The organism is Lactobacillus delbrueckii subsp. bulgaricus, assembly GCF_046938665.1.
GTDB lineage: Bacteria > Bacillota > Bacilli > Lactobacillales > Lactobacillaceae > Lactobacillus > Lactobacillus delbrueckii_C.
In genome coordinates, this window is the sequence record NZ_JBKZCD010000001.1 from 68,374 (window position 1) to 82,921 (window position 14,548).

A 14,548-nucleotide genomic window follows, 5' to 3' on the forward strand; every position below is an offset into this window, starting at 1 on the left:
TCAAGCGCTCTGCAGAAGCTGCAAGACCGCGCTGACCAAGTAAAATGAACCCGTAACCAAGATCAAGTCCCGGTCTCCAGCTTCCGCCATCACTTGCTTTAATGCCTGGCCCAAATCACCCTCATAGGCAAATTTTTCCTGGGCCCAGGCCGGGAAGTCAGCTTTTTTAGCTGCCCGCGGGTAAGCCAGGCTGGTCAAGGTGACTTTTTCGTCCTTCAGCAAAGTCAAAAAGTCGCTTAAGTCCTTGTCCTTCATCATGCCGGCTAAAACCAAAAGCCGGCCGCCTTTTTCCTTGGCCAGGCGGCGGGCATATGGCAAAAGTTCGCTTCCAGCCTGGACATTGTGGGCCCCGTCCAATAAAAAGCTGCATCCCGCCTTTTCCAGGCGTTGGTAGCGGCCAGGAACCGTGGTCTGGGTCAAGGCGGCTTCAGCTGCCTTTTCACTTAAAGCAAGCGGCAAAAGGGCAAAAGCTGCCAAGGCCATGGCCGCGTCTTTAGCTTCTGGCCGGGGCCAGGCCGGCAACTGGTAATTTTGCCCGGCAACTGCCAGCTCATAGCCGGCTTTTTCTTCCTTGACCTGGAAGTCCCGGCCCAGCCAGTAAGCAGGACTAGCTGATTTAGTTATTTTTTCTTCAATGATCTCCTTTACGCTGGCCGGGATGTCACCGAGGATGACCGGGACAGCCGGCTTGATGATCCCGCTCTTTTCTTTGGCAATATCAGCCAAAGTCGGTCCGATGATCTGCTCATGGTCAAGGCCGATAGTGGTAATCAAGCTGACCACTGGCGTCATCACATTGGTCTTGTCATGCTCGGCCCCGATGCCGACTTCAATAACCGCATAATCACATTTTTGCTTGGCAAAAAAGAGGAAGGCCATGGCAACTTCATATTCAAAGGTCACCAGGGCAAAATCTGCCTCTTCTTCCCGCAAGCGGCCGACCGCGGCTTCAACTTCATTTGCTACTTCCAGCAGGTCCTCATCCGCGATTGCCTGCCCGTTCAGCTGGATCCGCTCGTTAAAGCGGATGATAAAGGGCGAAACAAAAAGGCCAGTCTGCTGACCGGCCTTTTGGAGCAGATTGCTCAGGTAATATGCAGTTGAGCCCTTGCCGTTGGTTCCAGTAATGTGGCAGCACTTGACCTTGTCCTGGGGACCCCCCAGAGCCTTGAGCACCCTTTTGACATAGGTTAGGTCGCTCTTTTCGTGCAAGCGCGGCAAATGATAGAGGTAAGCGGTAAGTTCATTAACTGTCTTAAATTTCACGTCTTTAACGACTTTCTTTCAATTCCTTGATGCGGTCGCGCACGCCGGCCAGCTGGCTTTCGTATTCGGCCAGCTTGCCCTTTTCCTTTTCAACCACGGCAGCTGGCGCGTGGTCAACAAAGCCCTTGTTGGCCAGCTTCTTGCTTGCCCGGTCGACTTCAGCTTCCAGGCGGGCTTCTTCCTTGCCCATCTTGGCGATTTCTTCGTCCAGGTCAACCAGTTCTGACAGCGGCACGAAGATCTGGGCCCCGGCGATCACAGCCGTCTTGGCTAACTTCGGCGCCTTGATCTTGCCGGAGATTTCCAGCTTCTTCGGGTGCAGGAAGTTTTCCACGTATTCCATGTTGTCCCGCAGAATTGCTTCATTCTTTTCGTCATCCAGCTGGATCAAGATGTCGATGGCGCTGGACATTGGAGCGTTCACTTCCATCCGGATGGTCCGAACAGCCTTGATGATTTCAATCAAGAAGGCCATGTCTTCATCAGCCTTGGCATTGTCAAATTCAGCGTGGGCTTCCGGGTAAGCAGCGGTCATGATGGACTTGCCTTCATGCGGCATGGACAGCCAGAGCTTTTCCGTCACGAATGGCATGATTGGGTGGATCAGGCGAAGGATCTGGTCCAGAATCCAGGTCAAGTTGGCCTGCTTTCTGGCCTTCAGTTCTGCGTCGTCGCCGTAGAGGGCAACCTTGGAGATTTCGATGTACCAGTCACAGAAGTCGTTCCAGATGAAGTTGTACATTTCCCGGCCGGCTTCCCCGAATTGGAATTCGTCAAAGAGGCGGTTAGTTTCCTTAACGGTGTGGTTCAAGCGGTCAAAAATCCAGGCGTCAGCCAGGTCAAACTTGCTGGTGTCCGGCTTTTGGGCTGGCTTGGCATCTTCCGGCAGGTTCATGATGACGAAACGGCTGGCATTCCAGAGCTTGTTGATGAAGTTCCAGGCAGCGTCCATCTTGGTGTAGCTGAAGCGGGTGTCCTGGCCAGGCGCGGTCCCGTTGAGCAGGAACCAGCGCAAAGCGTCAGCGCCGTACTTGTCGATGACGTCCATTGGGTCGATCCCGTTGCCCAGGGACTTGGACATCTTCCGCCCCTGCTCGTCTCTGATCAAGCCGTGCAAAACGACATTGTCAAATGGCCGCTCGCCGGTGAAGTGCAAGCTTTGGAAGATCATCCGGGAAACCCAGAAGAAGATGATGTCGTAGCCAGTTACCAGGGCGTTGGTTGGGAAGTAGCGCTTGAAGTCAGCTGAGTCTTCATCCGGCCAGCCCAAAGTTGAGAATGGCCAGAGGGCACTGGAGAACCAGGTGTCCAAAACGTCCTGGTCCTGGTCCCAGTTTTCAATGTCTGCTGGCGCTTCTTCACCGACGTACATTTCCCCGGTCTGCTTGTTGTACCAGGCAGGAATCCGGTGGCCCCACCAGAGCTGGCGGGAGATGACCCAGTCGTGGACGTTTTCCATCCACCGCTCCAAAGTGCCTTCAAAGCGGTCAGGCACGAAGTTGACTCTGCCTTCACCCTTTTGGTTTTCCAAAACCTTGTCAGCCAGTGGCTTCATCTTGACGAACCATTGGGTGGACAGGCGGGGTTCAACTTGCACGCCGGAGCGTTCAGAGTGGCCAACTGAGTGAACGATTGGTTCAACCTTGATCAAGTAGCCTTCAGCCTTAAGGTCTTCAACCAGCTGCTTGCGGCAGTCAAAGCGGTCCATGCCGGCGTACTTGCCCGCCTTGTCGTTCATGGTCCCGTCATCGTTCATCACGTTAATCCGCGGCAGGTCGTGCCGGTTGCCGACTTCAAAGTCGTTCGGGTCGTGGGCGGGAGTGATCTTAACCAGACCAGTCCCGAATTCCGGGTCGACGTGCTGGTCTTCAATGATCGGGATTTCACGGCCAACCAGTGGCAGAATCAGCTTCTTGCCTACCAGGTCCTTGTAGCGCTCATCCCCTGGGGCAACAGCCACGGCCGTGTCACCAAACATGGTTTCCGGCCGGGTAGTAGCGATTTCGACGCTGCCAGAGCCGTCAGCCAGCGGGTAGTTGATGTGGTAGAAGGCCCCTTGGTCATCCTGGTGGACAACTTCGATGTCAGACAAAGCCGTCCGCAGCTTCGGGTCCCAGTTGATGATGTATTCGCCCCGGTAGATCAAGCCTTCATTATAGAGCTGAACGAAAACCCGGCGGACAGCCTTGGACAGGCCCTTGTCAAGAGTAAAGCGTTCCCGGCTGTAGTCCAGGGACAGACCCAGCTTTTGCCACTGGCTCTTGATGATGTTGGCGTATTCGTCCTTCCATTCCCAGACCTTTTCCACGAACTTTTCCCGGCCCAGGTCATAGCGGCTAACCCCTTGTTCACGCAGACGGGCTTCAACCTTAGCCTGGGTGGCGATGCCGGCGTGGTCCATGCCTGGCAGGTAAAGGGTGTCGTAACCCTGCATCCGCTTGTAGCGGATCAAGGTGTCTTGAATTGCCGTGTCCCAGGCGTGGCCCAGGTGCAGCTTACCAGTAACGTTTGGCGGCGGGATAACGATTGAGTAGGGCTTGGCCTTCTTGTCGCCGGATGGCTTGAACAAGTCTTCGTCCAGCCATTCTTGATAGCGGCCAGCTTCAACCTCTTGCGGGTTGTATTTTGGTGCTAATTCTGTCATAAATTTCCTCCAATAAAAAAGTCCCAGACAAGTAAATGTCTAGGACGATATATAACCGCGGTACCACCTAAATTGAGCATAATGCTCCGCTTAAACGCGGTAACGGCGCGGGTACCGGACCGGCTTACTCCTGGTTCAGCCGGCCAGCGAATCAAGCTACCAGGCGCCTTCCGGTCTCTCAGCTTAAATGACCTTTCTCTGTCATGAAGCGCCACCTCTTGATCTTGGCTTTGTCACAAAGTATAGCATAATTTTTTCAGCCATTAAAGGGCAACTTGCTTTAAGGCCGCCAGCTCTTCTGCTGTCAAAGGCCGGTAAGAGCCAGGAGCTAAATCAGCCGGCAAAGTCAAAGGCCCCATGCTCAGCCGCTTAAGCTTTAAGACCTGCATCCCCTGGGAGGCAAACATCCGCTTGACTTGGTGGTATTTGCCTTCGGTAATGGTGATCTCGATTTCTGACTGCTCCTGGTCCTGGTCTTGCCGCAAGATCTTCAGCTGGCCCGGCTTTAATTCCGTTCCATCTTTTAAAGTGAGGCCGGCCGCAATTGCCTTGGCCGTTTCTTTGTCGGCTACTCCGGCCAAAAGCGCGTAATAGGTCTTAGGCACATGGTATTCCGGAGCCAGCAGCCGGTGGGCCAATTGGCCGTCATTGGTCAAAAGCAAGAGGCCGGTCGTGTCCTTGTCCAGGCGGCCCACTGGAGCGATCTTTTGATAGCGGTCCTGGTCTTTTAGCAGGTCCAAGACAGTCTTTTGCCGGGAGTCTTCCGTTGCCGACAAGACGCCAGCTGGCTTATTGAGCAAAAAGTAGTGGTACTGCTGGTAGACAACCGCCTGGCCATTGACCAGAACTTCCGCATCCTCTTTTACCTTCTGCTTGGCTGACCGGCAGATCTTCCCGTTGACCATCACCTGGCCGGCTTTAATGATCTCATGAACCTGGGACCTGGAGCCCACCTTCATGTTGGCCAAAAATTTGTCCAGGCGCAGCATTAAAGCAGGTCCGCGTCTTCTTCAGCCAGGTCGTCAAGGAAGCTTTGGCCCGGGTAGATCGGAGTAACCTTGACCCCAGCTAAGGCCCGCTCAAGCAAGCCGTCAACGTCCAGGCGGCTTTCATATTCCCGGGCCTTGTCGATCTTTGGCTTGGTCTTTGGCCGCGGCGGGGCAAAGATGGTACAGCAGTCTTCAAATGGCTGGATGGACAAGTCAAAGGTCCCGATTTCTTCAGCCTTGGCGATGATTTCAGTCTTGTCCATGGTGGCAACTGGCCGCAATACTGGCGTGGTCGTCACGTCATTGATGGCGGCCATGGATTCCAAGGTTTGGGAAGCCACCTGGCCGACTGATTCCCCGTTGAAGATGGCCAAAGCGTGCCGCTTTTCCCGAATAATGTCGGCCAGACGCAGCATGAAGCGGCGCTGAACAGTCATCAAGTAGCCTTCAGGCAGCTTTTCCTTGATCGTTTCCTGGATTTCAGCAAAAGGCACTTCGATGAAGTTGATCCGGCCGCTGTACTTGGCCAGAATGCTGGTCAGTTCCTTGGCCTTGGCCAGGGCCTTTTCAGAAGTGTATGGCGGTGAGAAGAAGTGGACCATTTCGATGTTCACGCCCCGCTTCATGGCCAGGTAGGAAGCTACCGGAGAGTCAATCCCGCCGGACAGCATCATTACTGCCTTGCCGGCCGTGCCAACTGGCATCCCGCCTGCCCCATGCAGGAGCTGGTTGGAAATGTAGGCTCCGTCCTGGCGGATTTCCAAAAGCAGGACCATGTCCGGATGCTTCATTTCCGCCTGCAGGCCTTCCATGTGGTTATAAAGGTAGTCAGCCACCATTTGGTTCAATTGGTTAGTGTCGTAGATAAACTTGTGGTCGCTTCTTCTGGTATTGACCTTGAAGGTCATGCCGGTCTTGTAAGTTGCCTGCATCAGTTCCAGGGCAGTTTTTTCAATGGCTTCCAGGCTCTTTTCAGTCTTGATGACTGGGGAATAGGTCTGGATCCCGAAAACGACCTTTAAGCGGTCATTGACCGGCTCAAAAGGGGTCCCGTTCAAGAGGATGTGCATCCGGTCGTGGTGGGTCTGGATCTTCAGATCCGGAAAGTCGTGCAAAACCTTCTGGACATTGCCAGCCAGGCGGTTAATGAAGTCTTTCCGGTTCTTGCCCTTGGTGGACAGTTCGCCGTAGCGAATCATGATTTCTGTGTATTGCAAATTTATTCTCCTAAGTGGTTGATCTTGGCAAAGTGCTGGTAAATCTTGGCAAAAGCCGCGATGAATTCGTCTGCTTCTTCTAAAGTATTGCTTTCGTCAAAGCTGAGCCGGACGGCACTGGTCGCGATTGAATCCGGCGTCTTCATCGCCACCAAAGTGCTGGCTTCATCCGCCTTCTTTGAGGCGCAGGCAGAAGTGGTGGAAATAAAGATGTCCTGGTCTTCCAAGGTGTGAACCAGGGTTTCACCCCGGATCCCCTCCAAGGCAAAACAGAGGATGTGGGGAGCAAAGTCCGCCTTCAGTGGAGAGAAGATATGGATGCCCGGCTTATCAGCCAGGTATTTGCTGATCTTTTCCTTAATGGCGTATTCTCTGTCCGCCTTTTCCTTTTCGTCCGTCAAAAGCAGGCGGGCTGCCTTGGCCATGGCCGCGATGGCTGCCAGGTTTTCCGTCCCGCTTCTTAAGCCCTTTTCCTGGCCGCCGCCTTCACACAAAGGCATCAGCATCCGGCCGCGCTTTTTGTACAAAATGCCGATACCGCGCGGGCCATGGAACTTGTGGGAAGAAAAGCTCATCATGTCGACCCGGGAGGTGAAGACCTGGTCCCAGATCCCCTTGCCCAGGGCCTGGACATTGTCAACATGGAAGTGGACGTTCGGGTAGTCTGCCAGGATTTCAGAAATTTCCTTGATCGGCTGGATGGTCCCGATTTCGTTGTTGACGCCCATGATGGAGACCAAGGTCGTATCCTTGTCCAGGGCCGCCTTCAAATCTTCCGGATTGACCCGGCCTTCCTTGTCGACTGGCAGGCGGGTAACCCGGAAGCCCAGGTTTTCCAGTTCGGTAAAGGTATTAGCTACTGAGGCATGCTCAACGGATGAGGTAATGATGTGCTTGCCAAATTCCCGCTTGGCCCAGGCCGTCCCCTTGATGGCCGTGTTGTTGGATTCCGTCCCGCCGGAAGTAAAGAAGATTTCGTCGGTATTTACTCCCAGTAAGTCTGCAACCTGCTTGCGGGAAGCTTCCAGCAGACCATGGGCCCGGTCGCCCAGCTTGTGCAGGCTGGAAGGGTTGCCCCAGATCTTGGTCACCACCTGGCTGTAGGTCGCTAATGCTTCAGGTGCCATCTTGGTCGTGGCACTGTTGTCAAAATAAATCACGCTTCTTGCTCCTTAAAAAAGCGGCCATTTTAATGACCGCTTAATTACAAATGATATTCTATTTTAGTCCAAAAGCCGCTTGGCTTCAATCAATAAGTTCTTTTTGCTCTTGATAATAGGAATTTTCAATCCGCTGGTAGCTGCCTGGCTCAGCCCGCTCCACCGCCGTGGCAATCGTGTCCAGGGCATCCTTGTAGTTGTAGTCCCGGTCATACAGCTTCATGGCATTTCTGCGGGCCCGGACGACAGTTTCATTGTCCAGGAACTTGTTAGAATACTGCATGGTCAGTTCAAAAAGATTGGCTGAGCTGATGATGTCTTCCGCTTCTCTTTGCAGGCGGTCAACGTCATCTGAGATCTGCACCAGTTCTTCAGAAATCTTCTCCATGTTGATCCGGACCTGGTTGAGCTCCCCACTGGTCTTGCTGATTTCATTAATGACCAGGGTGTACATTTGCAAAAAGCCTTCCGGGATCCCCGGCAAATTCTGCCGGCTGAGGTGGCGGTAAACCAAAGAGACCTGCTGCTTGAATTCCTTGATTGACCGCTGGGCCACTTCTTCCGCTTCATAGAGGCCGTCAACTGCTTCCGACAATTCCTGCTGGCGCTTGCCAATCTCCTGCAGGCGGCCCAGGATCTTGATCCAGTCGTCCTGGACTTCAGAGTAGACGGCCCGGCCGTCAGCGATCCGCTGGCTGGCCCGGATGTAGTCAGAATCCATCTTGTGGACTTCTCTTTCAAGCTCCCGGCTTTCGTCCAGTTCCCCGTGGGTCAGTTCATAGCTTTCGTCGATATGGCGCAGTTTCTTGATCAGCTGCTGGCTGACGGTCTGCTGGTGGGTCAAGAGCCGCTGCAGCTTGTCCTGGTTCTTTTCCACAAAAGGCCGGGCCTTGTATTCCTTCTCCAGGATTCCGTAGAGGGTCTTGATTTCCTTTTCGACCTTCTTCATCCCCTTGCTAGTCTCTTCTAAGTCCAGCTGGGCCAAAGCCGCCAGGGACCGGTCGATCTGGTCGTTGCTTTGCTTGATTTCCAGCAGAACGTCCAGGCTGCCGAAGCCGTACTTGGCATCCCGCATTTCCTTATAGCCAGCCGCGATTTCATCCAGCTGGTCGGCAAAAACGGTCTGCAGGTCGTGCTGGTCCTCTTTAACTTCTGGCAGCTTGGTCTTTAAGGCCGTGAGATCCGCCCGGATCTTTGACAAGACCCGCTTGGCCTCGACATGGTCGCCCTGGGCTGACAGGTTCTTGGCCTGGGCAAAGTCTTCCTCCATGGCTGACAGGCGGTTTTCGATTTCTTCCAGGGCCATGCTGTAGTCAAAGGAATCGGCCAGAATTTCCTTGCGGATTTCCCGGTAGCTCTGCATCAATTCGTCATATTGGACCTTGTTTTCCCGGTTCGATTCCAAAAGCTGGGTGAAGACGTCAGATGAATTCTTGACATCTTCAGAAACAGAGTCAACCAGTTCTCTGGCCTGCTTAATGCTTTGGTGGGACTTGACCAGGCGGTAGCGGGCATTTTCGTCCGCCCCGTCTTCAATCAAGCGCTGGATTTCCGGAAAAAGCTCAGCCGCCTTCTGGTAGCTCTTCTTCCAGGTATTGAGGGTAGCCAGGCTTTCCCCAGCCAGTTCCATTTGGTCCAGCTTGCCAATCGCCCGCTCCAAGTGCAGGTCTTCCATATTACCCAGCTCATTGTCGAGCTCTTCAATATCGCGCAATTGCCGGCGGTTGATCAAAAGCATGGCCATGACCACTACGATGATCGTGATAATTAAAGTGATGAGTAGTAGAGATTGTGTTGATGACATATCTTTCTCCTCCGAACTAAAGTTAATTATACCAAACTAGCTCCCGAAATATTTCTACTTTGCCAGACTTTCTGCGTTTTTTTCTTGCTTTCCGGGCCTAAAGCCCTTATAATGGTCAACGTGTAAAATATTTGCAGCCATAAGCGACAAGAACGTCAACATCCCGGGACGTTTAGTGAACGAGTAACCCACGCTGCACGGGCGAAAATGTAAACTCGGGATGCACGAATGTTGAGCTTATATTGTGATTATTTTACTCCAACAATTTTTATTATTTTTATTGGAGGAATTTTAATATGTCAAGATACACTGGTCCAAGTTGGAAGCGGTCAAGAAGATTGGGTATTTCTTTGTCAGGCACTGGCAAGGAACTTGCTCGTCGTTCATACGCTCCAGGTCAACACGGTCCTAACCAACGCGGCCGTCTTTCAGAATACGGCATGCAATTGCACGAAAAGCAAAAGCTGCGCTGGATGTTCGGTTTGAACGAACGCCAATTCCGTACTTTGTTTGCCCGCGCTGGTAAGATCCGTGAAGGCCAACACGGTACCAACTTCATGATCTTGCTTGAACGTCGTTTGGACAACGTTGTTTACCGTCTCGGCTTGGCTACTACCCGTGAACAAGCCCGTCAATTGGTAAACCACGGCCACATCACTGTTGATGGCAAGCGCGTTGACATTCCTTCATACGAAGTTAAGGTTGGTCAAACCATTAGCTTGAAGGAAAAGTCAAAGAACCTGCAACAAGTTAAGGACGCTTTGGAAGCTGTTGCTTCACGTCCATCATTTGTTTCATTTGACGAAGACAAGATGGAAGGTCAATTGGTTCGTTTCCCAGAACGTGACGAAATGGAACCAGAAATTGACGAAGCCCTGGTTGTTGAATACTACAACAAGTTGCTGTAATCTCAATTCGGCTTCAAAGTCTTTCCCAGTTTTGGGAAAGGCTTTTTTCTTGCCCAAAAAGTTCAGTTATAATATGCTTTAGAGCCAGAAAAAGACAGTTTTAATTTTTAGAAAGGACCAAGCCATGACTGAAGATTTAGCCAAAAGAGTCGAAAACGCCGCGAATGGCATTACTCCGCAGACCAAGCCTGACGAGCGGCGGCGCTTTTTGGGTTCTTTAAGGGAGCGGGTTTTCGTGCGTATGACTATCAAGGACTGTGAAGACGCCAAGTTGACCAAACTCTTCATGGACCACTTCGCCGACTACAAAGGCTACACCATTTTGATCAACGCCAACACCCCCAACCCGGCCTTTGTCGGCCAGATTGAAAGCCGGGCCAGCAAGGAGCAGGTTCCCTTCTGCCTGGTCAATGACGAAAGTGCCAGAAAAGGCGATGATGATTCCGCCATCCTGGTCGTCAGCAAGGAGGCCATCAACCGGATGCGGATCGAATTGACCCAGGTCTACGCCCCGCCCCTGCCGGCTGAGAAATTGCCTGCTCCAAAGAAAAAGGGCTTTTTGGCCAGATTCTTCGGGGGCAATAAATGAAGCCCTTAGCCTACCGGATGCGGCCCCAGTCCATCGACCAGGTCGTCGGCCAGCAGCACCTGGTCGGTCCTAAAAAGATCATCCGCCGGATGGTTGAGGCCCGGCAGCTCTCGTCCATGATCCTGTACGGTCCGCCCGGCATTGGCAAGACCAGCATCGCCAGCGCGATCGCTGGCAGCAGCAAGTATGCCTTCCGCCAGCTCAACGCGGCAACTGACGGGCAAAAGGAACTCTCCCAGGTCGCCGCTGAAGGCAAGATGAGCGGGACGGTCGTTCTGCTGCTGGATGAAATTCACCGGCTCAACAAGGTCAAGCAGGACTTTCTTTTGCCGCTGCTTGAATCCGGCCAGGTGATCATGATCGGGGCAACCACGGAAAATCCCTACCTGGCCATCTCCCCGGCCATCCGGTCCCGCTGCCAGATTTTTGAACTGAAGCCATTGACTGAGGAAGAGATCTTGACGGCTGTTGACCGGGCCCTGACCGATGAAGAAAGAGGTCTGGGCAAGTACCATGCCCAGCTGACGAAAGAAGCGGGAGAATTTTTGGCGCAAAAGGGCAACGGAGACCTGCGGGCCACTTTAAACAGCCTGGAGCTGGCAGTTTTGTCGACCAAGCAGGAACTGGAAGCTGAGGGCAAAGATGCCTCCTCCTTCACGGTCACCCTGGATGACATGGCGGATTCCTTGCAAATGAAGATCCAGAACTTTGACGCTGACGGGGACGGCCACTACGACCTCTTATCCGCCTTTCAAAAGTCCATCCGGGGCTCAGATACTGACGCGGGCCTGCACTACCTGGGCCGGCTGCTGGAATCAGGTGACCTGGTCTCAATCTGCCGCCGCCTTAGCGTGATTGCCTACGAGGACATCGGCCTGGCCAATCCCCCGGCCTGTGAGCGGGCTATTTTGGCCGTACAGACGGCCCAGCAGCTGGGCCTACCGGAAGCCCGGATCCCCCTGGCCAACGCCGTTATCGAGCTCTGCTTGTCTCCTAAGAGCAATTCTGCGATGACAGCCATTGACACGGCTTTAGCCGACATCCGCCAAAGCAATGTCGGTCAGATTCCCGACCAGTTGAAAGACGCCCACTACAAGGGGGCCAGCAAGCTGGGCCACGGGACTGGCTACCTCTACCCTCACGACTATCCGGGCGACTGGGTGGCCCAGGCTTATCTGCCTGACCGCCTGCAGGGCAAGCAGTATTTTGCCCCTAAGGGCGAGAGCAAATTTGAAGCGGCTTTTAAGAGCCAGTACCAGCGCCTGCATGACCTGCAGAAAGCGGGCCTTAAGAGAAAATGAAAGCGCTACATTTTTACTTGACAAAGGCTGCTGGGTTCTATATTATAATAAGTGATCTGAGTTGATCGTCAGAAAGCTTATTTGTAATTAGTTGACCGATCAAACTTAAGGACGTGGTGGCCTGTCAGTAACTACTGAATCGGAATGCTGCTCACGCAGAATCCATATTCACTGCGCGACGGGCCGGATTTTGTGAATTTTTTACGGGATCAACAGCGCCATTTATGCTTTGGTCAACTCGGATTTTCTTAGACAATAATAGCGGTCCTTCGGGCCGCTTTTTTGTTTATTCCTGCTGCTAGCTTACTCAGTGTGTTTTCACTTCTTCTGAAAACTAGAAAGTTTAACCGATGCTCTACATCCGTATTTTCATGATTATTTTTATCGCCTGCCTGCTGCTGACTGCCTGGTACCTCTGGCACCGGAGAAATGGCGCCTTCCTGGTCTTTGACGTCTCCAGCTCCCCGGAGCTCCACAGCTTGATGACCATCTGCGCTTGGACGCTTCTAGCGATCAGCGTCTTGGGAATCGTCCTGCTCTTCTTTGACAACAAGTATCTCAACTTGATCACCCTCTTTTTAGGCTCAGCGACGATTTTTATCTTCGCCCTCCTGCTTTCGCAAAACAATCAGTAAATTTATTAAAATGCTTTCATTTTTTTGGTAAAATAGAGACAGGAAGAGGTGGCAAAAATGACTAAACAATACCAATACAAACATATCCAAGTTGCCGTTGACGGTTCCAAGGAAGCTGACCTGGCTTTCAAGAAGGCCGTAACGGTTGCCAAGCACATGAACGCCAGCCTGGAAATTCTCCACGTTATCGACACGCGGTCCTTCCAGAACGTTTCCAGCTTTGACTCTGCCATGGTTGAGCAGGTTTCTAACGACGCCAAGAAGAAGATGGAAAAGTACTACCAGTCTGCCCAAGACAGCGGCGTCAAGGAAGTCCACTACTCCATCGAATTCGGCTCACCAAAGGCCATCATCAGCCGGGAATTCCCGAAGAAGCATGACATCGACCTGATCGTCGTCGGCGCGACCGGCTTGAACGCCGTTGAACGCCTGCTCATCGGCAGCGTGACTGAATACGTCACCAGAACTGCTGACTGCGACATCCTGGTCGTTCGGCACAACAAGGCTGGCTTGGACTAAGTCCAGTAAAATAAATAAAACCGCCCCGGTCGATTGACCGAGGCGGTTTTCGTTTGCTCTCAAAAATTCAGTTAAAAGTCGCCAGCCGTGCTGAACATGTAGTCCTTATTGTGCCACTTCATCGAGAGGATCAAGCCAATCCCGATCATGTTCCCGATCAAGGCTGACCCACCCTGTGAAACAAATGGCAGGGGTACCCCGGTAAGGGGCAGTAAATCAATGCTCATGCCGATATTTTCAAAGACGTGGAACAAAATCATCATAATAATCCCTGTGGACACATATGAATAGAAGGCGTTCTTGGTCGAGAAAGTGATCTTGACCATCTGCACGATCAAGACGAAGTAAATCCCGATCAAAGCCACCCCGCCGACAAAGCCGAAGCTTTCGCCGACCACGGAGAAGATCATGTCTGAGTTCCGGACTGGCACGTAGACTTTGATATTGTTAAAGCCATTGCCAAAAATCTGCCCGGACCCAATCGCCTTCATGCTCTGCCAGAGCTGGTAGGCGCTGTTGGAGTTGTCACCCGACGGGTCACTCCAGGACTTGATTCTTTCCAGCTGGTAAGTCTTGAAGTAGTGGCGCAGAATTGTCTGCCCTTCACTGGTAAAGACCAGGAGGATGACAGCGACGCCCACGACCACCATGAGCAGAAAGACCGGGATGATGATCTTCCAGGAAATCCCTGAAACCAGGAGAATCCCCGCGGTAATCGCGACAAAGACCAGGGTGGTCCCAAAGTCAGGCTGCAGCATAAGCAGCATGGCTACCGGCAGGAACCAGGCCATGACCTTGCCGATCAAGAGCCAGTCATTTCTGAGGTTGTGGGCATAGCGCGCATTGTGCTCTCTGACGACCCGGGCCAGCTGCAAGATAAAGGCCGGCTTCATGACTTCCGAAGGCTGGAAGCTGACAGGTCCGACGACAAACCAGCTCTTGGCCCCGCTGCTGGCAGCCGTTGTCCGGTCATACAGGAAGAGGACCGCGACCAGCATGAGGATCCCCAAGCCATACAGGTAGGGGGCCAGCTTAAAGATCTGCTCGGCGTCAAAGCGAACGATGAAGGCCACCATTAGCCAGGAAACCGTGTACCAGACAATCTGCATGGCCACTGTTCTGGTTGGCGTCCCATAGGTCGAGTCATTGACTGACGCGTTGTAAATTGAATAGAAACTGACGAATGACAACAAGACCACGGGAATGATAACTCCCCAGGCGATGCGGTCATACCATTTACTTTCTTCTTGAACTTTTGCCATTAACTATCACTTTATTCGTAAAAATTATTTTTCGTGCAAGGTGAAGTAGGCCAGCAGATCGTTGATGCCGGCATCAAGGCTCTTGGCAAACATCACGTTCTTGGACTTGCTGCTGGTTACCCGGAACTTGCCGTCAACCTGCTCGATCAAGCCGATCTGGCGCTTCTTTGGAATGACTACTTCCCAAGTCGGTACCCGGCGGCCAGACAGTTCGTTGACCTCGATCCCGATGTTTTCTTGATTTCTTGACATAT

At 52.7% G+C, this 14,548-nt stretch carries 13 protein-coding genes; 5 read left to right on the plus strand and 8 right to left on the minus strand.

What is annotated here, in order from left to right; genetic code table 11:
• The 6 genes from ACLUXO_RS00335 to ezrA form a co-directional block, all read right to left on the minus strand.
• Positions 1–1,266 (minus strand): bifunctional folylpolyglutamate synthase/dihydrofolate synthase, encoded by a 1,266-nt coding sequence (locus ACLUXO_RS00335; protein ID WP_412135868.1) that lies wholly within the window; start codon positions 1,264–1,266, stop codon positions 1–3.
• Between the two features lie 4 nt (positions 1,267–1,270).
• Complete coding sequence (locus tag ACLUXO_RS00340) at positions 1,271–3,910, minus strand: valine--tRNA ligase (RefSeq protein WP_086356252.1); 2,640 nt, start codon at positions 3,908–3,910, stop codon at positions 1,271–1,273.
• Positions 3,911–4,173: 263 nt separating this feature from the next.
• A complete protein-coding gene (locus ACLUXO_RS00345) occupies positions 4,174–4,899 on the minus strand; it encodes a pseudouridine synthase (RefSeq protein ID WP_412135869.1) in 726 nt (241 codons plus the stop codon).
• Complete coding sequence (gene thiI, locus ACLUXO_RS00350) at positions 4,899–6,116, minus strand: tRNA uracil 4-sulfurtransferase ThiI (protein ID WP_412135870.1); 1,218 nt, start codon at positions 6,114–6,116, stop codon at positions 4,899–4,901. The genes ACLUXO_RS00345 and thiI overlap by 1 nt, the downstream gene beginning before the upstream one ends.
• A gap of 2 nt (positions 6,117–6,118) precedes the next feature.
• Positions 6,119–7,276 carry a cysteine desulfurase family protein gene (locus ACLUXO_RS00355; protein WP_412135871.1) on the minus strand — a complete coding sequence of 386 codons (1,158 nt, stop codon included), beginning with the start codon at positions 7,274–7,276 and terminating at the stop codon, positions 6,119–6,121.
• Between the two features lie 85 nt (positions 7,277–7,361).
• On the minus strand, positions 7,362–9,080 hold the full coding sequence (gene ezrA, locus ACLUXO_RS00360) for a septation ring formation regulator EzrA (protein WP_412135872.1): 1,719 nt from the start codon (positions 9,078–9,080) through the stop codon (positions 7,362–7,364).
• 296 nt (positions 9,081–9,376) lie between these two features.
• On the opposite strand from ezrA, the gene rpsD reads away from it, so the two are divergent.
• From rpsD to ACLUXO_RS00385, 5 genes are all read left to right on the plus strand, one after another.
• On the plus strand, positions 9,377–9,988 hold the full coding sequence (gene rpsD / locus ACLUXO_RS00365) for a 30S ribosomal protein S4 (RefSeq protein WP_201331551.1): 612 nt from the start codon (positions 9,377–9,379) through the stop codon (positions 9,986–9,988).
• A 124-nt stretch (positions 9,989–10,112) separates the two neighbouring features.
• Positions 10,113–10,577 (plus strand): YueI family protein, encoded by a 465-nt coding sequence (locus tag ACLUXO_RS00370; protein WP_412135873.1) that lies wholly within the window; start codon positions 10,113–10,115, stop codon positions 10,575–10,577.
• A complete protein-coding gene (locus ACLUXO_RS00375) occupies positions 10,574–11,878 on the plus strand; it encodes a replication-associated recombination protein A (RefSeq protein WP_412135874.1) in 1,305 nt (434 codons plus the stop codon). Before ACLUXO_RS00370 ends, ACLUXO_RS00375 begins: the two co-directional genes overlap by 4 nt.
• 350 nt (positions 11,879–12,228) lie before the next feature.
• Complete coding sequence (locus ACLUXO_RS00380) at positions 12,229–12,513, plus strand: hypothetical protein (protein ID WP_412135875.1); 285 nt, start codon at positions 12,229–12,231, stop codon at positions 12,511–12,513.
• Between the two features lie 57 nt (positions 12,514–12,570).
• Positions 12,571–13,032 carry a universal stress protein gene (locus tag ACLUXO_RS00385; protein WP_014564759.1) on the plus strand — a complete coding sequence of 154 codons (462 nt, stop codon included), beginning with the start codon at positions 12,571–12,573 and terminating at the stop codon, positions 13,030–13,032.
• Positions 13,033–13,103: 71 nt separating this feature from the next.
• On the opposite strand, the gene ACLUXO_RS00390 is transcribed toward ACLUXO_RS00385, so the two are convergent.
• Positions 13,104–14,294 carry an FtsW/RodA/SpoVE family cell cycle protein gene (locus ACLUXO_RS00390; RefSeq protein WP_013439315.1) on the minus strand — a complete coding sequence of 397 codons (1,191 nt, stop codon included), beginning with the start codon at positions 14,292–14,294 and terminating at the stop codon, positions 13,104–13,106.
• A 24-nt stretch (positions 14,295–14,318) separates the two neighbouring features.
• The gene (locus ACLUXO_RS00395; RefSeq protein WP_002880076.1) at positions 14,319–14,546 is read right to left on the minus strand and encodes a DUF2969 domain-containing protein; all 228 of its coding nucleotides are present in this window, start codon (positions 14,544–14,546) and stop codon (positions 14,319–14,321) included.
• Positions 14,547–14,548 lie beyond the last annotated feature (2 nt).

Excerpts from the sequence above, each read along its gene's own strand:
- ezrA (WP_412135872.1), bottom strand. The coding sequence starts at position 9,080 with ATGTCATCAACACAATCTCTACTACTCATCACTTTAATTATCACGATC.
- ACLUXO_RS00380 (WP_412135875.1), top strand. The coding sequence starts at position 12,229 with ATGCTCTACATCCGTATTTTCATGATTATTTTTATCGCCTGCCTGCTG.
- ACLUXO_RS00345 (WP_412135869.1), bottom strand. The coding sequence starts at position 4,899 with ATGCTGCGCCTGGACAAATTTTTGGCCAACATGAAGGTGGGCTCCAGG.
- ACLUXO_RS00375 (WP_412135874.1), top strand. The coding sequence starts at position 10,574 with ATGAAGCCCTTAGCCTACCGGATGCGGCCCCAGTCCATCGACCAGGTC.
- ACLUXO_RS00340 (WP_086356252.1), bottom strand. The coding sequence starts at position 3,910 with ATGACAGAATTAGCACCAAAATACAACCCGCAAGAGGTTGAAGCTGGC.
- ACLUXO_RS00395 (WP_002880076.1), bottom strand. The coding sequence starts at position 14,546 with ATGTCAAGAAATCAAGAAAACATCGGGATCGAGGTCAACGAACTGTCT.
- rpsD (WP_201331551.1), top strand. The coding sequence starts at position 9,377 with ATGTCAAGATACACTGGTCCAAGTTGGAAGCGGTCAAGAAGATTGGGT.
- ACLUXO_RS00370 (WP_412135873.1), top strand. The coding sequence starts at position 10,113 with ATGACTGAAGATTTAGCCAAAAGAGTCGAAAACGCCGCGAATGGCATT.
- ACLUXO_RS00385 (WP_014564759.1), top strand. The coding sequence starts at position 12,571 with ATGACTAAACAATACCAATACAAACATATCCAAGTTGCCGTTGACGGT.
- ACLUXO_RS00390 (WP_013439315.1), bottom strand. The coding sequence starts at position 14,294 with ATGGCAAAAGTTCAAGAAGAAAGTAAATGGTATGACCGCATCGCCTGG.